24 protein-coding genes are annotated in these 26,030 nt (G+C 45.6%); 6 read left to right on the top strand and 18 right to left on the bottom strand.

Annotated features, from left to right (window positions below):
- Window positions 1–25: 25 nt before the first annotated feature.
- The 17 genes from pheT to thrS form a co-directional block, all read right to left on the bottom strand.
- Window positions 26–2,431, bottom strand: a complete 2,406-nt coding sequence (pheT, locus tag KIO97_RS10145) for a phenylalanine--tRNA ligase subunit beta (RefSeq protein ID WP_285382312.1) — start codon at window positions 2,429–2,431, stop codon at window positions 26–28.
- A gap of 18 nt (window positions 2,432–2,449) precedes the next feature.
- Window positions 2,450–3,433 (bottom strand): phenylalanine--tRNA ligase subunit alpha, encoded by a 984-nt coding sequence (gene pheS, locus KIO97_RS10140; protein WP_005427963.1) that lies wholly within the window; start codon window positions 3,431–3,433, stop codon window positions 2,450–2,452.
- Between the two features lie 284 nt (window positions 3,434–3,717).
- Window positions 3,718–4,842, bottom strand: coding sequence for a GGDEF domain-containing protein (locus KIO97_RS10135; protein WP_005427920.1), 1,125 nt, complete (start codon window positions 4,840–4,842; stop codon window positions 3,718–3,720).
- A gap of 176 nt (window positions 4,843–5,018) precedes the next feature.
- Window positions 5,019–6,200, bottom strand: coding sequence for a hypothetical protein (locus KIO97_RS10130; RefSeq protein WP_285382309.1), 1,182 nt, complete (start codon window positions 6,198–6,200; stop codon window positions 5,019–5,021).
- A gap of 9 nt (window positions 6,201–6,209) precedes the next feature.
- Window positions 6,210–7,001 carry an outer membrane lipoprotein-sorting protein gene (locus tag KIO97_RS10125; RefSeq protein ID WP_285382416.1) on the bottom strand — a complete coding sequence of 264 codons (792 nt, stop codon included), beginning with the start codon at window positions 6,999–7,001 and terminating at the stop codon, window positions 6,210–6,212.
- A gap of 39 nt (window positions 7,002–7,040) precedes the next feature.
- On the bottom strand, window positions 7,041–9,419 hold the full coding sequence (locus tag KIO97_RS10120) for an RND family transporter (protein ID WP_285382307.1): 2,379 nt from the start codon (window positions 9,417–9,419) through the stop codon (window positions 7,041–7,043).
- A 199-nt stretch (window positions 9,420–9,618) separates the two neighbouring features.
- Window positions 9,619–10,407, bottom strand: a complete 789-nt coding sequence (locus tag KIO97_RS10115) for a TetR/AcrR family transcriptional regulator (protein ID WP_005428091.1) — start codon at window positions 10,405–10,407, stop codon at window positions 9,619–9,621.
- A 171-nt stretch (window positions 10,408–10,578) separates the two neighbouring features.
- Entirely contained in the window at window positions 10,579–11,388 is an 810-nt protein-coding gene (locus KIO97_RS10110) for a helix-turn-helix transcriptional regulator (protein ID WP_005428090.1), read from the bottom strand.
- Between the two features lie 553 nt (window positions 11,389–11,941).
- Window positions 11,942–12,256, bottom strand: coding sequence for a heavy metal-binding domain-containing protein (locus tag KIO97_RS10105; protein WP_005443150.1), 315 nt, complete (start codon window positions 12,254–12,256; stop codon window positions 11,942–11,944).
- A 1-nt stretch (window position 12,257) separates the two neighbouring features.
- Entirely contained in the window at window positions 12,258–12,647 is a 390-nt protein-coding gene (locus KIO97_RS10100) for a VOC family protein (protein ID WP_285382304.1), read from the bottom strand.
- 10 nt (window positions 12,648–12,657) lie between these two features.
- Window positions 12,658–13,038: a RidA family protein gene (locus KIO97_RS10095; RefSeq protein ID WP_077200829.1), complete on the bottom strand. Its 381-nt coding sequence runs from the start codon at window positions 13,036–13,038 to the stop codon at window positions 12,658–12,660.
- Window positions 13,039–13,054: 16 nt separating this feature from the next.
- Entirely contained in the window at window positions 13,055–13,339 is a 285-nt protein-coding gene (locus tag KIO97_RS10090; RefSeq protein ID WP_285382301.1) for a MazG nucleotide pyrophosphohydrolase domain-containing protein, read from the bottom strand.
- Window positions 13,340–13,398: 59 nt separating this feature from the next.
- The gene (locus tag KIO97_RS10085) at window positions 13,399–13,944 is read right to left on the bottom strand and encodes a GNAT family N-acetyltransferase (RefSeq protein WP_005428065.1); all 546 of its coding nucleotides are present in this window, start codon (window positions 13,942–13,944) and stop codon (window positions 13,399–13,401) included.
- Between the two features lie 214 nt (window positions 13,945–14,158).
- Entirely contained in the window at window positions 14,159–14,512 is a 354-nt protein-coding gene (gene rplT, locus KIO97_RS10080) for a 50S ribosomal protein L20 (RefSeq protein WP_004727974.1), read from the bottom strand.
- 40 nt (window positions 14,513–14,552) lie between these two features.
- Entirely contained in the window at window positions 14,553–14,747 is a 195-nt protein-coding gene (rpmI, locus tag KIO97_RS10075) for a 50S ribosomal protein L35 (protein WP_005428085.1), read from the bottom strand.
- 117 nt (window positions 14,748–14,864) lie between these two features.
- Window positions 14,865–15,416: a translation initiation factor IF-3 gene (infC, locus tag KIO97_RS10070; RefSeq protein WP_074050532.1), complete on the bottom strand. Its 552-nt coding sequence runs from the start codon at window positions 15,414–15,416 to the stop codon at window positions 14,865–14,867.
- 3 nt (window positions 15,417–15,419) lie between these two features.
- On the bottom strand, window positions 15,420–17,348 hold the full coding sequence (thrS, locus tag KIO97_RS10065) for a threonine--tRNA ligase (protein ID WP_005428072.1): 1,929 nt from the start codon (window positions 17,346–17,348) through the stop codon (window positions 15,420–15,422).
- A 295-nt stretch (window positions 17,349–17,643) separates the two neighbouring features.
- Here thrS and KIO97_RS10060 point away from each other — a divergent pair, with 295 nt between their 5' ends.
- Window positions 17,644–18,633, top strand: coding sequence for a DUF3187 family protein (locus tag KIO97_RS10060; protein WP_285382298.1), 990 nt, complete (start codon window positions 17,644–17,646; stop codon window positions 18,631–18,633).
- A 5-nt stretch (window positions 18,634–18,638) separates the two neighbouring features.
- On the opposite strand, the gene KIO97_RS10055 is transcribed toward KIO97_RS10060, so the two are convergent.
- On the bottom strand, window positions 18,639–19,382 hold the full coding sequence (locus tag KIO97_RS10055) for a sporulation protein (protein WP_285382296.1): 744 nt from the start codon (window positions 19,380–19,382) through the stop codon (window positions 18,639–18,641).
- 193 nt (window positions 19,383–19,575) lie between these two features.
- Here KIO97_RS10055 and hutC point away from each other — a divergent pair, with 193 nt between their 5' ends.
- The 5 genes from hutC to hutH all read left to right on the top strand — a co-directional run bounded on the left by hutC (window position 19,576) and on the right by hutH (window position 26,026).
- Window positions 19,576–20,283: a histidine utilization repressor gene (gene hutC, locus KIO97_RS10050; protein ID WP_005428069.1), complete on the top strand. Its 708-nt coding sequence runs from the start codon at window positions 19,576–19,578 to the stop codon at window positions 20,281–20,283.
- 120 nt (window positions 20,284–20,403) lie between these two features.
- A complete protein-coding gene (hutI, locus tag KIO97_RS10045) occupies window positions 20,404–21,654 on the top strand; it encodes an imidazolonepropionase (RefSeq protein ID WP_285382294.1) in 1,251 nt (416 codons plus the stop codon).
- Between the two features lies 1 nt (window position 21,655).
- Entirely contained in the window at window positions 21,656–22,669 is a 1,014-nt protein-coding gene (gene hutG, locus KIO97_RS10040) for a formimidoylglutamase (protein ID WP_285382292.1), read from the top strand.
- Window positions 22,670–22,781: 112 nt separating this feature from the next.
- Window positions 22,782–24,479, top strand: coding sequence for a urocanate hydratase (gene hutU / locus KIO97_RS10035; RefSeq protein WP_285382290.1), 1,698 nt, complete (start codon window positions 22,782–22,784; stop codon window positions 24,477–24,479).
- An 11-nt stretch (window positions 24,480–24,490) separates the two neighbouring features.
- Window positions 24,491–26,026 (top strand): histidine ammonia-lyase, encoded by a 1,536-nt coding sequence (gene hutH, locus KIO97_RS10030; RefSeq protein WP_045378699.1) that lies wholly within the window; start codon window positions 24,491–24,493, stop codon window positions 26,024–26,026.
- Window positions 26,027–26,030: the final 4 nt, after the last annotated feature.

Genomic DNA, 26,030 nt, shown 5'->3' with positions numbered 1-26,030 from the left:
TCTTAAGAAGATACGTTACGCGAGATTAGTCACGTAGAGACGCACCAAACTTCTCAGAAACGTGAGCAACGATAGCGTCAACCGCACCCGCGATGTCTGCATCTTCAAGCGTACGCTCTACAGATTGTAGTGTTAGCGCGATAGCTAGACTCTTCTTACCTTCTTCAACACCTTTACCAACGTAAACGTCGAATAGTTTCGCGTCTTTCAGGAACTCGCCACCTTGCTCTAGACATGCTGCAACGATGTCGCCAGAAGCTACTGCTTCGTCAACAACTACCGCGATGTCACGACGGTTTGATGGGAACTTAGAAAGCTGTACTGCTTCAGGAATCACTTTAGTGTTGATTGCAGACCATTCCACTTCGAATACGATAGTACGGCCGTTTAGACCAAACTTACGCTCAAGCTCTGGGTGCACAGTACCAATTACACCAACTTGCTTGCCATCAACGATAATAGCTGCAGATTGACCTGGGTGAAGCGCTGGATTCGCTGCTTTGTCTTCAGCAGAAAGCGCTGCGAAAGAGTAAGCCGCTTCGTTAGCTGTTAGCTCAAGAACCGCTTCTAGGTCACCTTTCAGGTCAAAGAAATCAACTGTGTTGGTTTCGATGTCCCAGTGCTCTTCACTGCGAGTACCTGCGATAACACCTGCAAGCATAGGCTCTTGGCGCATACCGTTTTCAGCAGACTCACATGGGATGAAACGTAGGCCGTGTTCGAATAGACGAACGCGTGGCTGTTGACGCTTCTGGTTGTGAACCACAGTGTTTAGTAGACCTTGGATTAGGCCTAGACGCATTGCTGACATATCCGCAGAGATTGGGAATGGCAGGATTAGCGGCTCAACACCTGGAACAACAAGCTTTTGCTGTTCTGGCTCAACGAAGCTGTAAGTGATCGCTTCTTGGTAACCACGGTCAACAAGTAGGTTACGAACGCGTTTTAGCGGAATGTTCGCTTCAACGTGGTCGTGCATCTTAAGTGCTGCCGCTGGGTTTTGGTTAGGGATGTTATCGTAACCGTAGATACGACCTACTTCTTCAATTAGGTCTTGCTCGATTGCGATATCAAAACGCCATGTTGGTGCTGTCGCTGTCCAACCTGAGTCTGTAGTCTCTACAGTTAGGCCAAGACGCTCTAGGATTTCAACAACATCGCTGTCTGCAATGTGGTGGCCTAGTAGGCTGTCTAGCTTAGTACGGCGTAGTGATACTGTGTTCGCTTTTGGTAAGTCAGCTTCTGACTCTACAGCAACAACAGGTGCTACTTCACCACCACAGATCTCAACAAGAAGTTCTGTTGCACGCTCCATTGCGCTTGTTTGTAGTGCGAAATCGACACCACGCTCAAAACGCATTGAAGAATCCGTGTGTAGACCGTAGCTACGCGCGCGACCACGGATGTGGTCTGGTGCGAAGAACGCACACTCAAGTAGCACGTCTTTAGTTTCAGTGGTTACACCAGACTCTTCACCACCAAAGATACCTGCGATAGCAAGTGCTTTGTTGTGGTCTGCTACGACTAGAGTATCAGCGTTTAGCTCAGCTTCGTTACCGTCTAGAAGAGTTAGCTTCTCGCCCTGCTCTGCCATACGAACGACGATGCCGCCTTCAATCTTAGCAAGATCGAATGCGTGCATTGGCTGGCCTTGCTCTAGAAGAACAAAGTTAGTGATGTCTACAACTGGGTCGATAGAGCGAATACCACAACGGCGCAGTTTCTCTTGCATCCAAAGTGGTGTTTCAGCTTGAACGTTTACGTTCTTAACCACACGGCCAAGGTAACGTGGACATGCAGCAGTCGCTTTCACTTCGATAGAAACTGTGTCGTCGATAGCTGGTGCTACTACGTTTACTGCAGGCTCAGTGACGTCAGCACGGTTTAGAACGCCAACTTCACGCGCCATACCACGGATGCTGAAACAGTCCGCGCGGTTAGCCGTTAGATCTACGTCTACTGTTACGTCGTCAAGACCTAGGAATTCGCGGAAATCAGTACCGATTGCTGCGTCTTCTGCTAGCTCCATGATGCCATCAGATTCAACGTCGATACCTAGCTCAGAGAATGAACACAGCATGCCGTGTGATGGTTGACCACGTAGTTTTGCTTTTTTGATTTTGAAATCGCCTGGTAGAACAGCACCAACAGTCGCTACAGCAACTTTGATACCTAGGCGACAGTTAGATGCGCCACAAACGATGTCTAGAAGTTCTTCAGCGCCAACATCTACTTTAGTTACACGTAGTTTGTCAGCGTCTGGATGTTGACCACACTCAACCACTTTACCTACTTTAACGCCAGTGAAAGAACCAGCAACAGGTAGTACGTCGTCTACTTCTAGACCCGCCATTGTGATTTGGTGTGTAAGTTCGTCAGTCGATACCGCAGGGTTTACCCACTCACGAAGCCAAGATTCGCTAAATTTCATAGTGATGTATCCCCTGGATTACTTGAACTGTTTTAGGAAACGAAGGTCGTTCTCGAAGAACGCACGAAGATCGTTTACGCCGTAACGAAGCATAGTTAGACGTTCAACGCCCATACCAAATGCGAAACCAGAGTACTTCTCAGGGTCGATGCCTACACTGCGCAGTACGTTAGGGTGAACCATGCCACAACCTAGAACTTCAAGCCATTTGCCGTTCTTACCTTTCACGTCTACTTCTGCTGAAGGCTCAGTGAATGGGAAGTAAGAAGGACGGAAACGAACCTCAACTTCTTCTTCAAAGAAGTTACATAGGAAGTCGTGCAGGATGCCTTTTAGCTGTGCGAAGTTTACGTTCTCGTCTACTAGCATGCCTTCCACTTGGTGGAACATTGGCGTGTGCGTTTGGTCGTAGTCGTTACGGTATACACGACCTGGTGCGATGAAACGGAATGGTGGTTTACCATTTTCCATCGTACGGATCTGAACGCCAGACGTGTGAGTACGTAGCATTAGATCTGGGTTAAAGAAGAACGTGTCGTGGTCAGTACGCGCTGGGTGATCTTCTGCGATGTTTAGTGCATCAAAGTTGTGGAATGCATCTTCAATCTCAGGACCAGACTCAGTGTTAAAGCCTAGCTCACCAAAGAACTGTTCAATACGCTCAACAGTACGAGTAACAGGGTGTAGACCACCGTTCTCGATACGACGACCTGGTAGAGTCACGTCGATTGTTTCAGCTGCTAGCTTCGCTTCTAGCTCTGCACGTTGTAGTGCATCTTTACGAGCTACGATAGCTTGCTGAACTACGCCTTTCGCTTTGTTGATCTCTTGACCAGCTTCACGGCGCTCTTCTGGTGGTAGTTTACCTAGGCTTTGAAGTTGAGCAGTTAGCTCACCTTTTTTACCTAGATACTGAACACGCACTTCATCAAGTACGACTAGCGATTCTGCAGCTTCAATTGCCGCGCTCGCGTTAGCAATGATCTCTTCTAGATGTTGCATCGTTTCCTCATCTACCTATTGGTAGTATCCATAAGGGAGTGATTGGTTTTTTGATAGCTGTACATAGTAGCCAAACGCGCCACCAAAGCCAAATTGAATTATGAAAAGAAGAGGTTATTGAATAAAAAGAACACAAAAACGTAAAAAAAGCAGCGTTGTCTAGGAATAACGCCCATTTTATCGAGGTTGTTTTTGCATAAGAAGCCAAAGAAAGTCACTGGTTTTGTTCTTATCAAGCGGGAAGAGAAGACCGTTTTCTTTGGCGATTAAATATAAGAAGTAGTCTAGTTTAAAGGCGTCAGTTTTTGTACGGTTTGAACTCGGTTTTTACCGTTTTGTTTTGCCAAGTAAACGCCCTCATCGGCAACCCGAATTAAATCCGTGTAGGTTTCCATATTGTCTCGACGCTCTGCAACACCAACACTGATGCTCCCTCGCCAAGGTTCGAATGAAGTAGGAACAAGCATATGGGAGACCTGTTTTCTCACCGCCTCTGCTACATGCAAACCACCCTCTAACCCGGTATCTGGGCAAATCACGAAAAACTCGTCGCCGCCTAAACGACACACAATGTCATCACTGCGGAAGTAGTGCTTCAATGCTTGCGCGAGTTCGGTTAGAACTAAATCCCCAGCTTCATGGCCGCAGGTATCATTCACTTGTTTAAAGTAATCCGCATCAATCATGATACAAACCAAAGGCAGGTCTTTAGCGTCCTCATCCTTCCACAGTTTCTTAAGCGTTTTTATCGCGCTTCTACGGTTCGGTAACTGAGTTAATGAGTCGGTTAAGGACAAGGCTTCTAGCTGTTTATTTGCATTCGATAACTGCTTCGTCCTTTCATCCACCTTTTCCTCTAGAACTAGGTTCAGCTTGAGTAGCTCTCGATTTCGCTCTGAGACTTGTGAAAATAGCGCATTTAGCGCCTCAAGCAGCGGCTCTGTTGACGCGTTGGCTTGTTTTTCTTGCTCTTCATACGCTGCTTTTGGAGACATGCCGGATTGAATCGCCGCCACTTGTTTAGACATGTTCTGGTCAATGCCAAGAATGTGGTACGCCAGCCAATGAATAAGGAAATCCAGCAACTGTTCGGCCGCACGCTTATTTTCTTCATTGATGAAGCTTTGCATGCTGATGATATCGCTCATGAACGCGCGATGGACTTGGATATGTTTCTGTAGATGCTCAGGATAGATCCCCACTTCGCGCATCAAGTTCTCTTCTTCTTTGAAGTGGAACTCGGCGTAACGAGAAAGATCAAACAATGCGACTTGAATATCGGTCAGGGAGATGCTGTTTTGTGCCAAAAGTTCGCCGTACTTATTGATGAAGCCGACTAAATACTGGTGTTGCTCATCAACTTGTTCGATTCCAGTTTCGAAATATGTGTCCCAACGAAATGAATTCAACGCTACTACTCCTGAGTAAAACCAGTCAGTATTGATAGTTGCTTATACACAACTATCAATACCACAATTAATATAAGGAATAGTAACGACAAAATTTTTTTAACGCTTTAGAAGCCAGTCAAAATAATGACGTAGATCTACTTACCTCCAACTTTTCGATTAGTTTATCTACCAATTTAAAAATAATACTGGATAGAGAACTCAATAAAGTCATCGTCCCGCGCAAAGTAAAGCAAATCTGTTGGGGTCTCATTTTTAAACAGCCAAGCGTCTATTTGCCACTTGAAATGATTTGAAATGCGGCTGGAAGCCTCAAGTTTTGCGTTGTACACATCGGAGTTGTCGAGATCTTGCGTGATACCCGTTAGAACTTCAGTACCATCCTCATCATTTAATGCTAAACGAATACCTGCAAACACATCGTTTTGCCCAATATTTTGGGCGTTGTTACCGCGGCTGTCATACAAATACTCGCCGATGATGCCAACGTCCCATGCTGTCTCAAGAGCGCCCACTATCGTGTATTCAAAACCGGTGACGACTCCGACATGATTGTCGAAGCTATCGCGGTAGACACTCTCTAGCTTCCATAACCAATCGCCCACGATGCCTTGAACATCCAGCCCAACATGGCTCATTAGGGCGTAGTAAGGTTTTAACTCTCCTTGGTCAAACCGAAAATACGGGTCACGGTTTGTTCCATAGACATAGCTTAAACCTACATCCCAATCGCCGAACATTTGTGCGTACCGAAAAGCCACATCCACATGCTTTTCCTCTCGGCTAGATTCATACAGCGCATCATCAGAGACAACGGGATCAATCCTCAAACGCCCATCTTTACCCGCAAATGTCCGCTCACGAAAATAAGGCAATATCATGGCATCCACTGTCCCCCAATCTTTGATAGAGGTAAAATGCACCATAGGTTGGCCAAGCTTATCTTCTCCATCAACCGCTTCTATTGCATCAATTTGGTTTACAACATCAACCAAGTGTGCAGACTCTGTGATGCCCCAAAACACCTTACTGATGCCAACACGAAGTTCGTAATCATCCCAATAGGTTAAATACAAGGCTTCTCGAATATCACCATGAGTGCGCTCATCATCCATGCTGTCCCAGCGATAAAAAGGTGTGAACGTGAAACTCGCATCACCGCCTTGCAGATCCCAGTAAAGCTCAGGCTGCAACACGAGTGATGTTTGTCCTTTGCCCTGTCCTTGAGCACCATCAGAGAAAAATTGCCGATGCTCAATGTTAGCCTGCCCCGCTAGTTCAACGCCAAACAATGGCGAAGAGCACAGCATTGCAGCAATGCTAGCCAAGGTTCGGTTTGCTGCGATTACTCTTTTCATTCAACCACCCTACTTAACGCGCTTTAGGGTGTTTTTGTTGAAATCGTTGTCTTTTAACCCGGTCTGGAACGTGAGTTCACTGGTTGTCAGTTCTGTGCTTTTACCTGTTTGGTGATTGGTCATCGCCATGGTGTGCGCACGCCAGTATTGATTTAGGTATTGCTTGTAGTCAGAGAACAGGAGTGATTTTAGCAACGCGCCTTTGCGGTCATAAAATTCGACTTTCAAAGGACGGTAGTGCGCTTTATCCAACCAAACCACCTGCTTGGTGTAACCAGAGTTTTTATCTGTCGGGATTTGCTCTAATACAAACGTCTCTTGGTCATTCATCGTTTCATCTTTTAGGTAATTGAAACGGTATTTTTCGATCTCGAATGAGCTCAGGTCTTCATAAGCAAACTCACTGCCCATAAACGGACCGGACTTATTACGTGAAGCAATACGTTTTACACGCTTAAGAGCCGGCAGGTAGAGCCACTGGTCATCAGCACCAACTGTATGAGAATGGTTCAGAAATGCAGTGCCTTTTACATCTCGTGGCTCATCAAAAATGGTCAACCCTTTGTCACCATCATCGGCAACCTCAAGTGACTTCAAGCGCATCAAACGCGTACTGCTCTCCCCTTGTACGTTGCGAAGGATCATTTGCATGGTTGCCACCGAATCCCCCCAACCTTCATCACGAGCTTTACGCTCCTGTGCAATCTCTAATCCTTTTGCTTCATCTGCCCACGCAAAAGGCGACAGCAAAAGTGAAACCGTTAGTGCGGCGACTTTGAATGGTGTTGTAACTAGTTTCATCATGTATTCCTTGTCTTGATTCCTGAAGTTCGTGTCCGATTACAACGGTGTCGCTGCAACGTTATTCTTAGCTTGTGAGCGGGATGATTTCGTTCCGGTTATTTGTGGGTAAGTGGCCTTATCAAACAGCATCAATAAAGTCGGTAAGAATAAAAAGTCCACGACTAAAGCGATAAAGATGACTATCGCACTGAGTTGCCCCATGTCAGCGTTCAAACGGAAGCTCGACATCGCCAACACTGAGAAACCAGCAACTAAAACGACAGTCGTAATCCATAGCGCGCGCCCTACAGTATGGAAGGCGTAACGCACTGCCTGCTCTGCTGTTTGTCCCTCTTTTCGAACTCGTTGATATTTAGAGAGGAAATGAACGGCATCGTCGACCACGATTCCGAGGGTCAACGTCACCACTACTGACAGCCCGAGGTTGATTTCACCTGAGATAAGCGCCCAGAGACCAAAGCCAATCACGGCGGGTGCGATGTTTGGCACCAAGCTGATCAAACCAAGTTTAAGAGAGCGAAGCGCAAAGATAAGCAACGCGGAAATGAGCACTAATGTGATAGGTAAAGTAGAGAGCATACTCGCCATATTGGTCTCGCCAATGTGGGCGAACATCAAAGAAGGGCTCGAAGCGACTACTTCATATTGAGGGGCATTGTCAGCGAACCACGCGTAGATACGATTCTCAAGATCAACCAATTCAACACTGCCTAAGTTATCGACGGTGAGTACCATTTTAATTGACGATTTATCAACATTGATTTGGTTATTTAGGTCGAGCCCATATGGCAAGGACATCTCATAAAGCAACAGATATTGCGCAGCCAGTTCGCGATTTTGTGGTAATGCGTAGTAGCTTTCGTCGTCGCCATGCATGTTCTTGTTGAGACGTTTATACACATCCGCTAGCGTCGCAACATGGTCAGTTTCAGGTTGAACTCGCAGCCAATCCGTAAACCCACCAATAGCATTGAGAAATGTCGGATCTGCAATCCCTTGTGATTCGTTAGTTTTAATCGCGATACTGATGTTAGTCATGCCACTGATGCGCGCTTCCATAAAGTCGGCAGCTTGACGAAAATCACTGCGGTTATCGAAGTACTTCACGGATTCGTCATTAACGCGATTCAAAGGAATCAAACTCGCGCTGACTGCAATAACCAAAACAGATGCAGGCAGTAACGCTTTGCGATGTGTAACAACAAAGTCACCCAGTTTGTCCATAAAGTCAGACTTACCGTTCGAAGGCGTTTGCTTGACATTGATAGGAAGCAACTTCAGCAAGGCAGGAAGAAGCGTGACAGAAAGGAAGCATGCGATCATTACGCCTAACGCTGACAAGTTGCCGAAGTCTCTCAATACCGGAGAATCGGACATATTCATCATCAAAAAGCCAATAGCTGTGGTCACTGAAGTGATCAGAATTGGCATGAAGTTAAGTGAAACACTTCGTTCGATAGAGTGCGCTTTACTAAAGCCATTTTGCATCGACTGACGCATCGTGGTGATAACATGCACACAATCCGCAACGGCGAGCGTCATAACCAGTGTTGGCACGTTGACCGTTGCGGTGCTCAAGAACATGCCAGCCCATCCAGAAAGCCCCATTGTTGCCATAACTGAACTAATAATAACAATCAGTGTAGCGACAACACTCAAGACTGAACGCAACATTATGGTTAAGAACACCAAAATCACTAACAGCATGGTTGGCACCAGCGTCGAACTGTCTTCTTGCGCCGCCGTCATAAACGCATAGTTCATGGCGATAATGCCTGCTTTATGGAACTCAACATTTGGGAACTTCTCTTGGTAACGCTCCAACATTGCGTTGATATGAGACATCACCTCTTGCACTTCAGCAGTCTTGTCTACTTCTGGTAGTTGCACAGTAATATTAACAACCGTGACGTCACCTTTCTCTGAAATCAAAGCGCCTTTCAGCACGGGTTCAGTCAGCGAAATTTGCTTTACCTTTGCAATACGGTCTGGGGTTAGCTCATAGTCTTCATACAACAAGTCTTCGACGAGAAGATCGTCTTCAAACGCTTCGGTATGTTGGTAGTTAGCAATCGAGTCCACGCGGCTTGAATAAGGCACCTGCCACGAATCATTGGTGAGGTTTTGTATAAGTTGAAGAGTTGCTGGAGTGAAGACGTCGTTGTTGTCTGGTGCAACGACGATGGCAAGATTGTCTGTTTTCGCAAAGGTGGTTTGAATCTCATCGAAAGCCAACAACTGCTTATTAGTGCCATCAAAAAAGATATTATAGTCACCACGAAAATAGAGATTTTTTCCTCCTATTGTCGCGAATATCACGAGCAATACTGTCGCCAGCACTACCCAAATACTGTACTTGGTTGGAACCTTCCCCCATTGTTCGGAGGAGCCTTGTTGAGCTTGGTGGTGTTTCATCACACTCTCCTTTTGTGACGTTTCGTCATAAAATGGAGCTAAAAAAGCAGCTTGCGCTGTTCTCTAATTCCAGATCCGTTTCTAACGCGCTTTACACCAGCCTGGCTGAAAGGCTTGGTGAAAAAACATCGTTATTGACGATCCGTCATGTAGTGTGATTAAAAAACCAACCCGTTAAGATGATTGGTTTGTACCTTGCTTAGCGATTGACTGAATCGAGATAAGCAAGTTCTTCACTGAATAATTCCTGCTCAACTCGACGCCAGGTTTTACGGTAATCCCACTCCGTTGAGAGCGGCAACCATCCTAAACCGTCCAGTAGCATATTCGCATTATGAAGCACTGAAAAAGGGTCTTGTAAGCGCTGTATGCATCGGCTATTTGACGCATTTTGAGCAAGCGCGTTAGATCCAAAAGCGATCGACCAGTTTGCAAATACGATAGCATCAGAACCCACTGCAGGTGAGAACTTTAAGTCCCCGATCTCTACGGCATGATTCACTAATGCATCCGCACCGGATATCACTTCTTCTTCAAGCTTGTTTAATTCATTCAGGCGAGCTGGCGAAGCCTTCTCTATCACCCAAGGTGTTTTGGCAACAATGGCACACGTTGACAAAACAGGCTCCATACGAGCATAAATACGGTAGCCCACATGCATTGCTATGATTTTCTCACGCGTATTGCCATCAAAGTTGGCTGTACGTTCGAAAAACATCGCCTCACTTTTCAGTGAGTGGATACAAAGGGCAAGGATAACGTCTTCTTTGCTACAAAAATGGTTGTAGATAGTCCCTTTAGAGTAAGAACTTGCGGCGGTGAGCTTATCCATTGTTAGATTCGCAAACCCCTGCTCTTGAACCAATGACTTGGCAAGTTGGACTAATTCCACCTCACGATCAGCAATCGCTTGTTGTTTCTTGGTTAAACCAGAAGCGACACGACAACCCTCTTGCTTGTCATTTTTCTTGCAGCCAAAGTTAAACATATTTCCCTGTTCCGTATTACTGTGTAACCCAAATGAATTGTAACACGAATATGGTATGCAGAAACGAAATTACACTTTCTGACGAACCGTCATAATTGACACTTCGTCATAATAGCTCACCTATAAACCATTTCAACCGCAAATCTATAAATCACTAAAAATAACTAGAGATTATATCGAGAGGCTCGGTTTATCCCCTGCTGATGCAATCGCATAGCGGATATCATCAATAAAACTTGTTCCAGTTTGAACGATGCCATCGGAAAAAGTGACGGGGTGATGCGGCCCTGCAATCAATAGAACATTGGTGAAGTCTGATACATCAAAGTTCTCGGCGACAACGTTCTTCGAATGAAAATCAAGCACGGTCTTGGCTACCTGCTCCTCTAATATAAGTAATTGTTCCTCGGTGATTTTCATGCGAGATAAAGCGACACGCACGCACTTTTCATGCGTTGTAGTTTGATCCTTAATGATCTCAGTGTATTTGTCGTTAAGCTTCGAGTTTTCAGCATAGCTGTAGTAAAGCGGACCATGCAGCGTGATGTTGTTTTCTTCATCAACATAAACCAGATCAAGTAGCTCTAGCGCGCCTAAATAGTCCGACATACTTTGTTTCGAGAGATCATACTTTTTCATTAGGATGGTATAGCCGTCTTTCCCACGCAGCATCCGTAATTCTCGATAAAAATCGTAAAGATGAGGAAATTGGAAAAAGACTTCGTCTTGCGTGTGGCTAAAGTAATCTTGATCCTCAGCTTGAAGTTGATTTGCCAATTTCTGCAATTCATCGAGGGTGCAGTCAACCGCACGGCAATATTCAAGTAGCTTATCAAGAGCAAGGTTGGTACTAGTTAAATGACGTTTAAAAGTGGACAACGGCATGCCCATTTTCTCAGATAACTCTCGATATGTTAGCCCTTTGGTTTTTATCGCTTGTCGTAATGCGGCTAACAAGTACTCGGGAGTGAGTTCTCTCATCTACAATTCCTTATGGCAATGTTACAGCTGTATAGTATTTGTAACAATTTAGAATCACTTCGCAAGGCATAAGTTCATATTTTTATAAGAAAACTTTGAATTAATATACTTTAATTCACATTTGCGATGTTAATAATGGCATTTAAAATGCATTCAGTTTCATGATAAGTTGTTATTAGAATAGATTATAAACATGTTAATCAGCATGCTGTTCGTCGCATTAACTGCTAACTCGAGTGATTTTTCCGAGTATTTCCGACTTAAAGCATTACAAATAATTAGAATATTTACCCTATAAAACATGCAGACAAAAATGAATACTTATTCAATCCAAGTATACTAACTCTAATCTGCTATTTTTTGCGAACACTACGATCAGGATCAATAAGTTGAGTACGTAGGAGAGGAGTATTAGGCAGGCGGCAGAAATGCAAACGCAGAACATCACGGTCGAGATTCTGCGTCTCACTTAAAATGGATAGTCGCGTTGGAACTTACCTAGCCGTTCTCTATTAATCATAAGTTTGCAGCACATCGTGCAGGCCCGTCGCTTTTAAACAAGCTTTACTGCAGTGCCAAATGCAAGAATCTCTGAAGAACCATCGACGATCGAACTGGTGGTGAAACGAATACCGACAACAGCATCTGCTCCTAGGTTAGCGGCATCCTCTACCATTCGTTGAATAGCAATATTTCGGGCTTCCGTCATCATTTCGGTGTAACCACGAATCTCACCACCAACAATGCTTTTTAAGCCAGCCATGAAATCACGCCCAATGTGCTTTGACTGAACCACATTTCCCGTCACAACACCTTTTATCTCCGCAATCTCTCGTCCAGGAATCGTCTCGGTTGTTGAATAAATCATGTTATACCTCAGTAAGATAGTTAGATAACTCAATTAAGTTACCATCTGGGTCTCTAATGTAAACCGATAGGATGTTACCAATTGCACCTGTCCGTAGAACGGGGCCATCAATAACCTCGATAGAATGGGAGTCTAAGTGGGAGAGCACGTTTGCAATTGGCGTATCACACACAAAACATAAATCAGCACTCCCAGAGGCTACCTGACTCGCCTTAGGTTCAAATTCATTGCCAAGCTGATGAAGGTTGATTTTCTGTCGCCCATATACCAAAGCAACACGCCCTTCCCCGAAAGTAACACTTTCCATACCTAGAACCTGTGTATAGAAATCCAGCGTGGTTTGAATGTCGTTCACTGTCAGTACTAAATGATCCAAGCGGTTTATTTTCATTAAAGCTTCTCTACAATGCTTCAGATGAGATGACTGCCTCAATCTCAATAGATAGGTCAGGATGAATCAAACGGCTTACCTCAACTAATGAACAAGCTGGCAAATACCCTTCATAGAAGTCGAATAATACCGACCGGATCTCTGGCAGTTGGTTCATGTCGGTTACAAATATCGTCAGCTTGACCAAATCGCGTTTCTCTCTTTGTTCTTCGGTGAGTATTTGTGACAAGTAAGACAGAATCGTTTTTGTTTGCTCGATTAGGCTTTCACTTTGACTTGCTGACCCCATAGCTGTCAGCCCTGACACATACAAGGTCTCACAATGTCTTGTCGCATGAACATAAGGACCAGAAATTTGCGGCAAAAATTCGTAACTGATTCGTTGAACCATGTTGTCTCCCCTTTCCCTAACGGTTATATTTTCGTTTGTTCAGTATCTCTTTCACTTGGTGCGTTTTTTCTAAATCTATCTCATAAACATTGGCTAAAGCACAAACATAATAGAGTACGTCGTAGAGTTCTTCCGCGATTGTTCCTTTAATTGTGTCCTCTGTCGGCCGACCTGTAGCACCTTTCCTAATCGATTCAGACAACTCACCCACTTCTTCAATCAGTTTGAGAAAGTAATGGTGCTTCTGTTCTGGGTCGTGATCAAACTCTTTTATATGCGCTTGTAGTTGTCGAATGTCCATTTCTAATCCTTTTGTTTGCAGCTCTAGTAAACCCTACCATCAATAGATAACAGAATGATTTAACGTGATAGTGCTTTGCTTAAGACAATGCAGTGATAGTCGCGCCCTAACTCATGCTCAGTATCATCAAACTGCTCTATCTGATTGAAGCCTTGCTTAAACCAAAAGCGAAAAGCGTCGGTATTCTCAACGTACACATTTAGCATGGCTTTATCGAAAGGAGCATATTCAAGAGCAACGTCCAATACACTATCGACGGCTTCCTTTCCTAAGCCTCTACTTTGGTAGTCAGGAATAAGACACAGCATAGGGATCCATAAGCACCCTTTGTACGGAAAATTCAGTTCGAGTTGGATATAACCTATCGCCTCCCCCTCCTTTGTAGATATTTTTCTGAGGTAAAAAGCTTCGAGGTCATCGGGGTGTTTTGGTAAAGCGCTCTTTGAAATCAGCGCTTGATATTCTGCAATTGGCCAATCACGAAAAGTGTGGTCATAAGCCACTTTTTGATGATTAGAATCGAATAGAGATTTGGCTAACTCAGCCTGTGCTGCATCAAAAGTAGAAAAGATTAAACGCTTTGATTCCCAATAGCTCGGTAACACAGATGCTCCTTATCCATGACGTGACGAGTAGAAGCAAGATAACAAATGCTGCCATTAGAGCAACTGATTTAGTCAGAGTTGGGATATGAGCGGGAAACGGGAAACGGGAAACGGGAAACGGGAAACGGGAAACGGGAAATTTTAAAGCCGGAAAAACACGAGGCAATAAAAAAGGAGAGCTAATGCTCTCCTTCTCTTAATCCTAAACTGCTAATTAAAGAGCAGCTTTCGCTTTTTCAACTAGAACAGCAAATGCTGCTTTGTCGAATACTGCGATGTCCGCTAGGATCTTACGGTCGATCTCGATAGATGCTTTCTTAAGACCGTTGATGAAACGGCTGTAAGATAGACCATTTTGACGAGATGCTGCGTTGATACGTGCAATCCATAGTTGACGGAATTGACGTTTCTTAGCGCGACGGTCACGGTAAGCGTATTGACCAGCTTTAGTAACTGCTTGGAAAGCTACGCGGTAAACACGTGAACGCGCACCGTAGTAACCTTTAGCTTGTTTTAGAACTTTCTTATGACGTGCACGAGCTTGTACACCACGTTTTACGCGAGGCATTATGCTTCTCCTAAACTAAACGATTGATAACTATAAAGAATTAAGCGTATGGCAACATACGAACAACTGCTGCAACTTCACAACGTGGAAGAAGTGCATTTGGACGTAGCTGACGCTTGTTCTTAGTAGTACGCTTAGTCAGGATGTGACGTTTTGTAGCGTGCTTGTACTTAATACCACCAGCAGTTTTCTTGAAACGCTTAGCAGCACCTTTGTTGGTTTTCATCTTAGGCATGATGAATAACTCCGCATTGAGTAGGTTTAATAAACAACGTAATTAGGGCGAACAAAACCCAGCCGTTTACCTTTAAAAGGGAAACGGCCAGGTCTTAATTACTTGATGAGCCGTTAATTACTTCTTTTTAGGGGCAAGAACCATGATCATCTGACGACCTTCGATCTTACTTGGGAAAGATTCCACTACAGCAAAGTCTACAGTGTCTTCTTTCAAGCGATGAAGAACGTCAACACCGATGTCTTGGTGTGCCATTTCTCGGCCACGGAAGCGAATTGTTACCTTCACTTTGTTGCCTTCTTCAAGGAAACGCGTCAGGTTGCGTAGTTTTACCTGATAGTCTCCAATATCAGTTCCAGGACGGAATTTTACTTCCTTAATCTGAACCTGCTTTTGCTTTTTCTTCTGCTCTTTAGCAGATTTGCTCTTTTCAAAGAGGAATTTGCCGTAGTCCATCACACGACACACTGGCGGCTCAGCGTTAGGACTGATTTCCACAAGATCCATGCCTGCTTCTTCAGCAGCTGCGATCGCTTCTTGAATAGATACAACACCAACTGATTCACCGTCAGCGCCAGTTAGTCGAACTTCACGAACGCCACGAATTTCACCGTTCATACGGTGTGGGTTTTGTTTTACCGGCTGTTGGCCGCGTCTTCCGCCTTTAATAGCTTATTCCTCCAGATTGAGCTTACGGCTAGAGATCTCGTCTTGGATGTATGCGATAAAGTCATCCACTTTAAATTTACCGAGATCTTTACCTTTACGAGTACGTACTGCGATTTCGCCAGCTTCCATCTCTTGGTCACCAACAACAAGCATATACGGTACACGCTTCAAAGTGTGTTCGCGGATTTTAAAGCCAATCTTCTCATTTCTCAAGTCCGCTTTAGCTCTAATTCCACTTTTTTGTAGTTTTTGTACTACTTCCTGAACATAATCTGACTGTTTATCAGTAATGTTCATAAGAATTGCCTGTTCTGGTGCCAACCAAGTTGGGAAGAAACCAGCATATTCTTCGATAAGGATACCAATGAAACGCTCTAGTGAACCTAGAATTGCACGGTGAATCATTACCGGTACAAGACGTTCATTGTTTTCACCTACATAAGTTGCACCTAGGCGACCTGGTAGGTTGAAGTCTAGCTGAACAGTACCACACTGCCACGCACGGTCTAGACAGTCGTATAGCGTGAATTCGATCTTAGGACCGTAGAATGCACCCTCGCCCTCTTGAATCTCGTATGGAATTTCCATTGATTCTAGAGACTGTTTCAATGCTTCTTCAGATTGATCCCAGATTTCGTCTGAACCTACACGTTTTTCTGGACGAGTAGACAGTTTCACTACGATGTTGTCGAAACCAAATGTTTGGTACGTATCGTACACCATCTTGATACAATTTGTTACTTCTTCTTGAATTTGGCTCTCAGTACAGAAAATGTGAGCGTCATCCTGAGTAAAGCCACGTACACGCATAATGCCGTGTAGTGCACCAGATGGTTCGTTACGGTGACATGAGCCGAACTCTGCCATACGTAACGGTAGATCACGGTACGATTTGAGACCTTGGTTGAAGATCTGTACGTGACCTGGACAGTTCATTGGCTTCAGTGCGTATTCACGGTTCTCAGAAGAAGTTGTGAACATCGCATCTGCGTATTTGTCCCAGTGACCAGAACGTTCCCAAAGAACGCGATCCATAATTAGTGGACCTTTTACTTCTTGGTAACCGTATTCATCTAGCTTAGAGCGTACGAATACTTCAAGGTCACGGAAGATAGACCAACCATTGTGATGCCAGAACACCATACCCGGTGCTTCTTGTTGCATGTGGAATAGGTCTAGTTGCTTACCAAGCTTACGGTGGTCACGCTTCGCCGCTTCTTCTAAACGAGTTAGGTGCGCTTTTAGTGCTTTCTTATCGTGGAAAGCGGTACCGTAGATACGTTGAAGCATTTTGTTGTCGCTGTTACCACGCCAGTAAGCACCTGCAACATTCAATAGAGTGAAGTGTTGGCAGAAGCCCATGTTAGGAACGTGAGGACCGCGACACATGTCGATGTATTCTTCATGGTGGTAAAGACCTGGACGATCATCACGAGATACGTTTTCGTCTAGGATTTCCACTTTGTATGGTTCACCACGTGATTCAAACGTATCACGTGCTTCCTGCCAGCTTACTTTTTTCTTAACAACTTCGTACTTGGTTTTCGCTAGCTCTTTCATGCGCTTTTCAATCTTTTCAAGATCGTCTTGCGTTAGAGACTCGTCTAGGTCGATGTCGTAGTAGAAGCCATTGTCGATGGTTGGACCGATCGCCATTTTAGCTTGAGGGTAAAGCTGCTTAAGAGCGTGACCAAGAAGGTGAGCACAAGAGTGACGAACGATTTCTAGACCGTCTACTTCATCTTTTACTGTGATGATTTCTAGGCTTGCGTCTTCTTCAATTAGATCACACGCATCAACGCGGTTACCGTTTACACGACCAGCGATAGTTGCTTTTGCAAGACCAGGACCGATCGATTGCGCAACTTCCATAGTAGAAACTGGGTTGTCAAATTGACGCTGACTGCCGTCAGGAAGAGTAATAATAGGCATGCTATGTCCTTTACAGTGGTGTTGCACACCAAGCAACACATGTTATTCAAATTAGAAGATATTTCGAGAGTCGATGACGGTCGCTCAGTAACACGAATACCGGACCTTCATCGGAACAAGGATTGTACATAGCTCACATTTAGAATGCAAAGAGCGATTTTAAAATGTCATTGAAACTTCATCACAGCAAATTCATCGATAAGCACAGATTGAGAAATTAATACAATTGAACAGCATTCAAAACATGATAAGACTATAGTTAATCTATTGAGTAATCTCACTTTAGGCTCTCATCATGATGGATTTAAGATGGCAACCTACGCTCATGAGTTGCACCATACTCCTATCAACGCCGGCAATCTGTGCGTCAGATTTGTATGGCCCGCTTCGTTCCTATGCTCAATCGCCAGTGCAAGTCGTCAGCCACACGAACGTACTTCGCTCCGGATATGCCCTCCCTTCCGGTTATGTTGAAACGTATGGTTCAGGCACAATTGCGAGTGTCTGGGCTCATACCAGCGACTATTCACTCGACTATTACCACAACCAACTCGAATTAGGAGGTAAGTGGCAAATCAATGAACAATGGCAATGGGAGTTGAACTATCGCTGGGTCTTTGCTGCGGATAACCATTTAGATGGTTTAACTGAAAGCTTCCATGACCTATTTGGTATTGGACAAAATGGACGTGACGAAGTTGATAAGAACCGTTTCTACATGTCGATGCCTGAATACGACATATTACTGGAAGACTTCCAAGGCGAAACACTAGCCAACAACCTGTCGAGCTACCTCCAATATCAATTACTGCAAAATGAACATCATGGTTTGTCTATTGGCGTGAGTCTCTATTATAACGATGTTCCGCACGGCACCTTCAAAGGCACTAGCTTTGAGCAAGGCCTACAAATCAACTATACCTTTAGATTCAATGCAGCCAATGTATTCTATTCGATGGTAGGGATGACCTTCCGAAGCAGTGATCGTGCACTGGTAGATTTGCCCTATCGACATAATACCGCTGCATTTGCGGGTGGTTATCGCTATGCATTGGAGGAGAATCACCACTTCATACTTGAATATCATTGGTATCAAGGTTCGACAGAGGGCCCGAGTGAGTTTGCCGACGCATCGAATGAGTTCGTGATCGGGTATCGTTATTTAATGGAGAACTCAGCGATTGAGATAATGGCGATTGAGAACGCAAGAAATATGGACAACAGTACCGATATCGCCTTGACGTTTGGATATCGGTACTTGTTCTCTCCAGAAACGGAAAGTTAGGAGTATTACAGATTCAAGGTTGGCGCAACTGCCGCCGCAACTTGTGAATCAGACGCTCCGATCGGTAGCGAGAAAGAACGGTATTGGTCGCCAGAAATGCTAAATGAGCGGTCGATCTCCGCTAAGCAATGGATCGTTCCACCGTCCAAGATAAAGGAAAGCTCAATCTCTTTAGTAGAAACAAAACCGTTATTACGAAACTCTAGCTCTTGGTATATGCCAGAGCGAGAAGAGAAGGTATTGCCACGTAAGAAGCCTTTCTCTACATCTGCTTTCACCATAGTAAAGCCAGCTTGTTCAATCGCTTGAATCACGCGAGAGGCTACTGGTAAAGGCTTCACTTCAATGTAATCTCGGTCGCGCGGGTCAATCGCAAAACCGATATCCAATGTCGTTTCTACCCACACATGGCACTGATTTTTTAGTGCACTAACTGCGGTAATAGGCGTTTCGTCATGCAGCTTAAGCTCGAATGGCACCTGCTTTTCTTCATTCGGCTGAATGACAAACGGTTCAACCGCCTTCAATTGATCAATAGTGAAAGTTTGGTAGCTAACGCTGTCGTCTACTTCTACTTTCATTTCCGTGTTCAGTTTGATGGTGATGGCATCAATTTGTTGTTCGACATCACCACCTTTGATTTGAACGTGACCACGTAAAGTTGCGCCTTGATATACGCTCATTTCATCTAAAATCGTATCCACTTTTGCTGAGCCGATACCAAGTGACGCTTTTAGTTTCTTAAACATGCGATTCCTTTGTGACTGTCTGTTTTCGTTATTTTGATAAGTCTCTGTTTACACAACTGATCAGACTCCTGCAAGTAATAGACGATAAGAATGCGGAGTAATTCCTTTTATCAGCGCACAAAATGACTCTATCTGTTTGCAATTTGTGCATAGATTACGCACTATTTGTATAGTCAATTAAAAGGAAGTCATTATGTCTGCGCCCCTCTACATGCAAATCAAACAGTTTATCCTCGATAAAATTGATTCGGGTGAGTGGATGGTTGGACATCGTATCGCAACTGAAATCGAATTGACGGAACAGTTTGGTGTAAGCCGAATGACCGTTAACAAAGCGATTCGAGACTTAGTTAATGAAGGCAAACTGCAACGCCGACCTCGCCTCGGCACCTTTGTTTGTGATCCGGCTGAGAAGTCTGAATCTCCCCTATTAGACATACGCAACATTGCCGATGAAATCACGAATCGGGGCCGCGCTCATCACAGTGAAGTGCTACAGCAAATCGCTATCAAAGCCGATGACAGTATTGCGACAAAACTTGGCGTGATGCTAGGTACTACAGTGTTTTACAGCGAGATCATCCACTTTGAAGACGGTAATCCAATCCAGCTTGAGCTGCGTTGGGTCAACAGCCAGTACGCACCTAGTTACCTACGACAAGACTTTACTTGCATGACACCAAACCAGTACCTTTCTGATAACTGTCCTCTTAGTGCAATAGAGCATACTGTTGAGGCGATAGTGCCAGAAGGACGCGTTAAACAAGACTTGAAAATGCAAGCTAACGAGCCTTGTTTACTGCTCAACCGTCGAACGTGGAGTCAAGATAAACTGGTGAGTACTGCGCTACTTTACCATCCGGGCAATAAGTACAAATTAAGCTCTAAGATCCTGCTATAAACTAGGCGTTACTTCTTCGTTTTGATCACATTTCAGCAACATCAGCCTTGCCAGTGATGCTTTTTTCTCCTATTTATTTGTATATACATTTAAAAATACAAATCAAAAGGAAGTATCAGAATGGATTTGCTGATTGAAAATGCACGCCTCGTCACTATGCAAGAAGGAGAGCAAGGCTACCTACCCTCTCCCCTTGCTCGCGTCGGCATTCGGTCAGGAAAAATTGTTGCACTCAGTACCGCAGCAAGAGGCGAAGACAGCGCAGAAACCGAATCCATCCTGAATCCAGACCACTACGAACAAACCATTGATCTTCGAAGCAAGCTGTTGCTACCAGGTTTAATTGATTGCCACACTCATCTTGTGTACGCCGGGAATCGTGCCAACGAGTTTGAAATGCGCCTTAACGGTGTGCCTTATGAAGAGATCGCCAAACAAGGCGGCGGTATTCTTTCCACCGTTCGTGCAACCCGCGAAGCAAGCGAAGAGCAACTTATTGAACTCGCTCTACCACGTTTAGATGGATTGCTTGCAAGCGGTGTTACCTCAGTCGAAGTTAAGTCTGGTTACGGACTGACACTGCAAGATGAAATCAAGATGCTGCGCGCAGCTAAAGCCTTAGAGCAAGAGCGCAAAGTAAAAATCACCACAACTCTACTCGCCGCTCATGCACTTCCACCAGAATTTAAAGACCGCGCTGACGATTATATTCAGCATATTTGTGACGACATCATTCCCCTCGTGGCAGAAGAAAAGCTCGCCACCAGCGTCGATGTGTTTTGTGAATCGATAGGTTTTAACTTAGCTCAAACCGAGCTTGTCTTTGAGGCAGCAAAAAAACATGGCTTGCATGTGAAAGGTCATACTGAACAGCTTTCTGATTTAGGCGGCACTACGCTAACGGCAAAATACAATGGCCTTTCTGCCGATCATATTGAATATCTCGATGAAATTGGTGTGCGTGCGCTTGCCAATTCCTCGACCGTGGCAACCTTGCTCCCTGGAGCATTTTACTTCTTACGTGAAACCCAATTGCCTCCTATCGAATTACTTAGAGCGCACAAGGTGCCAATGGCGATAGCGACAGACATCAACCCAGGGACATCGCCATTTGCTGATTTAACCTTGATGCTGAACATGGCTTGCACTCTTTTCCGTTTAACCCCTCAAGAAGCACTGCGTGGCGTCACTCAAAACGCAGCAAAAGCACTGGGGTATGGGGAGTCTCGTGGCGTGATTGAAGCCGGTTATGACGCGGATTTCTCAATTTGGGATATCGAAAACCCAGCAGACCTCAGTTACCAAGTCGGAGCGAAACGTTTAGTAGGTCGTATAGTCAATGGTGAATATGTCTCTCACGGAGGACTGTAACATGGCTCAATCAGATCCAAATACCGCTCCATTTCACTGGCAAGGTCGCCACGATGCAGAAGATGGAGAATTGGGTAAGCGCGTTCACCACGTGATTAAAAATATTTCTGTTGAAGAGTTACCGAGCAGAAGCGAAGGCGTCTCAATCCTTGGTTTTGCGACCGATGCGGGTGTTGCCAGAAATAAAGGCCGTATTGGTGCGAAAAAGTCACCGGATTTAATCCGTCGTGCCCTAGCCAATCTCGCTTGGCACCAAGATGCGCCGCTTTATGACCTCGGTACTGTAGTTTGCGAAGACGACTTACTAGAGAGCAGCCAATCGCAATGCGCAGCTACAGTTGCTCAAGCGCTACCCCATTCACCTGTCGTAGTACTAGGCGGCGGGCATGAGATCGCATGGGCATCATTTTCCGGGTTGGCCGAGTACTTCAAAACCCATCACCCAGACAAGCAGCCGAAGATTGGCATTATCAACTTCGATGCACATTTCGACCTGCGCGCTTTTGAAAGTTCGCTGGCAGATGTAAAACCGAGCTCAGGCACACCATTTAATCAGATTCATCACTTCTGCCAACGCAATGATTGGAAGTTTCATTACGCTTGCATTGGCGTCAGTCGCAGCAGCAATACCAAAGCGCTATTCCAGAAAGCGGACGAACTCAATGTTTGGTATGTGGAAGACAAACAGCTTTGCTACATGAACCACAGCTACCATTTAACGCAACTACAGCACTTTATCGATGACTGCGACTGCCTCTATCTAACGATTGATTTGGACGTGTTCCCTGCGGCGACAGCTCCGGGTGTAAGCGCTCCAGCAGCAAGAGGGGTCAGCTACGACATCATTTCGCCGTTTCTCGACCGAATCCTACATTACAAAAACAAGCTCATGCTGGCAGACATTGCCGAGTATAACCCCACTTATGACGTCGATAGCCAAACCGCTCGATTGGCAGCCCGCCTATGTTGGGACATCGCCAATGCCATGGCAGAGAAAGACCATAAACCCAAATAACCTAACCCAATAACGATCAACTCGAACAAGGCACAGCTCAAACAGCACTTTACTCGAGTAGAAATAGCCAAGCACAGACTTGGTACACACGTGAAACTAAAGGAGTCTTAAAATGACACAGCGCCAGGGACAAGATCCACGACTTGATACAAGCAGAACAATTCGTGCTCCACACGGTACACAACTGCGCGCCAAATCTTGGCTGACGGAAGCCCCGCTTCGTATGCTGATGAACAACCTTGATCCAGATGTAGCCGAGCACCCTCACTCGCTCGTTGTATACGGTGGTATTGGTCGAGCAGCACGAAATTGGGAATGCTTCGATAAGATTGTTGAAGTGTTAGAAAGACTCGACGATGACCAAACTCTTCTCGTCCAATCAGGCAAACCAGTGGGCGTTTTCCCGACTCATAAAAATGCGCCACGCGTTCTAATTGCGAACTCAAACCTCGTACCACATTGGGCCAACTGGGAGCACTTCAATGAGCTCGATAAAGAAGGCTTGATGATGTACGGACAGATGACGGCAGGTAGCTGGATTTACATCGGTTCACAAGGCATTGTTCAAGGCACTTACGAAACCTTTGTGTCAGTAGCTAAAAAGCACTTTAACGGCGACGCAAAAGGTCGATGGATCCTGACAGGCGGCCTTGGTGGTATGGGCGGCGCTCAACCTCTAGCTGGCACAATGGCAGGTTTCTCAATGATTGCTGTTGAGTGTGACGAGTCACGTATCGATTATCGCCTACGCACAGGCTACGTCGACAAGAAAGCCACATCGCTAGATGAAGCGCTAGCGATGATCAAAGAAGCCGACACGCCTATTTCAGTCGGTCTACTAGGTAACGCAGCTGACATCTTCCCTGAGCTTGTGGAACGTAACATCACGCCAGACGTGGTAACAGACCAAACCTCTGCACACGACCCATTGAACGGCTACTTGCCTCAAGGTTGGAGTATGTCACATGCAGCAGAAATGCGCTTACAAGACGAAGCTGGTGTAGTTAAAGCGGCGAAACAATCAATGGCTGTGCAAGTTCAAGCCATGCTAGAACTGCAAAACCGCGGCGCTGCAACACTGGATTACGGTAATAACATCCGTCAAATGGCGCTGGAAGAAGGCGTCGAAAATGCGTTTGACTTCCCAGGTTTCGTACCGGCTTACATTCGTCCTTTATTCTGTGAAGGTATTGGGCCATTCCGTTGGGCAGCATTGTCTGGTGACCCAGAAGACATCTACAAAACCGATCAGAAAGTAAAAGAGCTGATCCCAGATAACCCTCACCTACACAATTGGCTAGATATGGCACGTGAACGCATTCAGTTCCAAGGGCTGCCTGCACGTATCTGTTGGGTGGGTCTGAAAGACCGTGAGCGCCTTGGCCAAGCCTTTAATGAAATGGTGAAAAACGGTGAACTGAAAGCGCCGGTTGTTATTGGCCGTGACCACCTAGACTCTGGCTCGGTAGCCAGCCCGAACCGTGAAACTGAAGGCATGATGGATGGCTCTGATGCGGTATCGGATTGGCCATTACTTAATGCCCTATTGAATACCGCAGGTGGTGCAACTTGGGTATCACTTCACCATGGTGGCGGCGTTGGCATGGGCTTCTCTCAACACTCAGGTATGGTGATTTGTTGTGACGGCAGTGATGATGCATCTGAGCGTATTGCTCGCGTACTTCACAATGACCCAGCGACGGGAGTTATGCGTCATGCCGATGCGGGATATGACATCGCAAAACAATGTGCAGCCGAGCAAAGACTGGATTTGCCAATGCTCAATGAAGAACTGAAAAAGCTGAAGTAAGGATGAAAGACATGCTCAATTTAACGCTAAAGCCGGGCCATATTAGCTTAAACGAACTGCGTCAGGTGAGCCGCTCGCCTGTCAACCTTACTCTCGATCCAGAAGCCATTCCGGCCATTGAGGAAAGCACTCAAGTTGTCGACCGAGTGATTGCAGAAGATCGCACCGTTTATGGCATCAATACGGGTTTCGGTCTACTCGCAAACACACGCATTGCGCCGGAAGATCTTGAAACGCTGCAACGCAGTATTGTGCTTTCACATGCCGCTGGCATCGGTAAATTCATGTCCGACGAGACCGTTCGTTTGATGATGGTGCTGAAAATCAACAGTCTTGCGCGTGGCTTCTCTGGCTTGCGCTTGAAAGTCATCAACATGCTGATTGACCTTGTGAATGCGCAGGTGTATCCATGCGTACCACAAAAAGGCTCAGTAGGCGCATCGGGTGACTTAGCGCCGCTGGCTCACATGAGTACGGTACTTCTTGGTGAAGGCCAAGCGCGTCACAATGGCAAAGTCATTTCTGGCTTAGAAGCGCTTCAAATTGCTGGTCTAGAACCAATCACACTGGCACCTAAAGAAGGCCTTGCATTGCTTAACGGTACTCAAGCGTCAACGGCGTTTGCACTCGAAGGTCTGTTCATTGCCGAGGACCTATTCTCATCTGCTACCGTTTGTGGCGCTATGTCGGTAGAAGCAGCACTGGGCAGCCGTCGTCCGTTCGACCCACGTATCCACCGTGTTCGTGGCCATCGCAGCCAAATGGATGCGGCGTTAGCGTATCGACATATGTTAGAAGCAACCAGTGAGATTGGTGAATCCCATACCAACTGTGAAAAGGTTCAAGACCCTTATTCACTGCGCTGTCAGCCTCAAGTTATGGGTGCTTGTTTACAACAAATTCGCAATGCGGCAGACACTCTGCAAGTAGAGGCGAACTCGGTATCGGATAACCCGCTTGTGTTCGCAGAAGACGACGACATCATCTCTGGTGGTAACTTCCATGCGGAGCCCGTTGCTATGGCGGCGGATAACCTTGCTCTTGCGATTGCAGAGATTGGTAGTTTGTCAGAGCGTCGCATGGCACTGCTTATTGATAGTGCTCTGTCTAAACTTCCTCCATTCTTGGTCGACAATGGCGGCGTCAACTCGGGCTTTATGATTGCGCAGGTAACGTCAGCAGCACTAGCGAGTGAAAACAAAACGCTCGCTCACCCTGCTTCTGTCGATAGCTTGCCAACATCCGCAAACCAAGAAGACCACGTATCAATGGCGACCTTCGCTGCTCGTCGTCTGAAAGAGATGGGTGAAAACACGCGTGGTATTTTGGCGGTTGAATACTTGTCTGCCGCGCAAGGGTTGGATTTCCGCGCGCCAAACAAATCTTCTGAACGTATCGAGATTGCAAAACAAATGCTGCGTGAAAAAGTGTCGTTCTACGATAAAGACCGCTACTTCGCGCCAGATATTGAGCAAGCCAATGCGCTACTCAAACTGGCTTTGCATAACGCATTAATGCCAGAAAACTTGCTCCCTAGCGTGCACTAAGAAA

Origin of the sequence: Vibrio sp. B181a, assembly GCF_030248375.1 — a bacterium.
In the GTDB taxonomy this organism is placed as follows: Bacteria; Pseudomonadota; Gammaproteobacteria; order Enterobacterales; family Vibrionaceae; genus Vibrio; species Vibrio campbellii.
Note: the sequence above shows the minus strand (reverse complement) of the source record. Positions and strands in the feature narration are given on the sequence as shown.

What these genes read in the sequence shown, in the direction of transcription:
- pheT (WP_285382312.1), bottom strand. Translation starts at nt 2,431, where the DNA reads ATGAAATTTAGCGAATCTTGGCTTCGTGAGTGGGTAAACCCTGCGGTA.
- pheS (WP_005427963.1), bottom strand. Translation starts at nt 3,433, where the DNA reads ATGCAACATCTAGAAGAGATCATTGCTAACGCGAGCGCGGCAATTGAA.
- KIO97_RS10130 (WP_285382309.1), bottom strand. Translation starts at nt 6,200, where the DNA reads ATGAAAAGAGTAATCGCAGCAAACCGAACCTTGGCTAGCATTGCTGCA.
- KIO97_RS10125 (WP_285382416.1), bottom strand. Translation starts at nt 7,001, where the DNA reads ATGAAACTAGTTACAACACCATTCAAAGTCGCCGCACTAACGGTTTCA.
- KIO97_RS10120 (WP_285382307.1), bottom strand. Translation starts at nt 9,419, where the DNA reads ATGAAACACCACCAAGCTCAACAAGGCTCCTCCGAACAATGGGGGAAG.
- KIO97_RS10115 (WP_005428091.1), bottom strand. Translation starts at nt 10,407, where the DNA reads ATGTTTAACTTTGGCTGCAAGAAAAATGACAAGCAAGAGGGTTGTCGT.
- KIO97_RS10110 (WP_005428090.1), bottom strand. Translation starts at nt 11,388, where the DNA reads ATGAGAGAACTCACTCCCGAGTACTTGTTAGCCGCATTACGACAAGCG.
- KIO97_RS10105 (WP_005443150.1), bottom strand. Translation starts at nt 12,256, where the DNA reads ATGATTTATTCAACAACCGAGACGATTCCTGGACGAGAGATTGCGGAG.
- KIO97_RS10100 (WP_285382304.1), bottom strand. Translation starts at nt 12,647, where the DNA reads ATGAAAATAAACCGCTTGGATCATTTAGTACTGACAGTGAACGACATT.
- KIO97_RS10095 (WP_077200829.1), bottom strand. Translation starts at nt 13,038, where the DNA reads ATGGTTCAACGAATCAGTTACGAATTTTTGCCGCAAATTTCTGGTCCT.
- KIO97_RS10090 (WP_285382301.1), bottom strand. Translation starts at nt 13,339, where the DNA reads ATGGACATTCGACAACTACAAGCGCATATAAAAGAGTTTGATCACGAC.
- rplT (WP_004727974.1), bottom strand. Translation starts at nt 14,512, where the DNA reads ATGCCTCGCGTAAAACGTGGTGTACAAGCTCGTGCACGTCATAAGAAA.
- rpmI (WP_005428085.1), bottom strand. Translation starts at nt 14,747, where the DNA reads ATGCCTAAGATGAAAACCAACAAAGGTGCTGCTAAGCGTTTCAAGAAA.
- thrS (WP_005428072.1), bottom strand. Translation starts at nt 17,348, where the DNA reads ATGCCTATTATTACTCTTCCTGACGGCAGTCAGCGTCAATTTGACAAC.
- KIO97_RS10060 (WP_285382298.1), top strand. Translation starts at nt 17,644, where the DNA reads ATGATGGATTTAAGATGGCAACCTACGCTCATGAGTTGCACCATACTC.
- KIO97_RS10055 (WP_285382296.1), bottom strand. Translation starts at nt 19,382, where the DNA reads ATGTTTAAGAAACTAAAAGCGTCACTTGGTATCGGCTCAGCAAAAGTG.
- hutC (WP_005428069.1), top strand. Translation starts at nt 19,576, where the DNA reads ATGTCTGCGCCCCTCTACATGCAAATCAAACAGTTTATCCTCGATAAA.
- hutI (WP_285382294.1), top strand. Translation starts at nt 20,404, where the DNA reads ATGGATTTGCTGATTGAAAATGCACGCCTCGTCACTATGCAAGAAGGA.
- hutG (WP_285382292.1), top strand. Translation starts at nt 21,656, where the DNA reads ATGGCTCAATCAGATCCAAATACCGCTCCATTTCACTGGCAAGGTCGC.
- hutU (WP_285382290.1), top strand. Translation starts at nt 22,782, where the DNA reads ATGACACAGCGCCAGGGACAAGATCCACGACTTGATACAAGCAGAACA.
- hutH (WP_045378699.1), top strand. Translation starts at nt 24,491, where the DNA reads ATGCTCAATTTAACGCTAAAGCCGGGCCATATTAGCTTAAACGAACTG.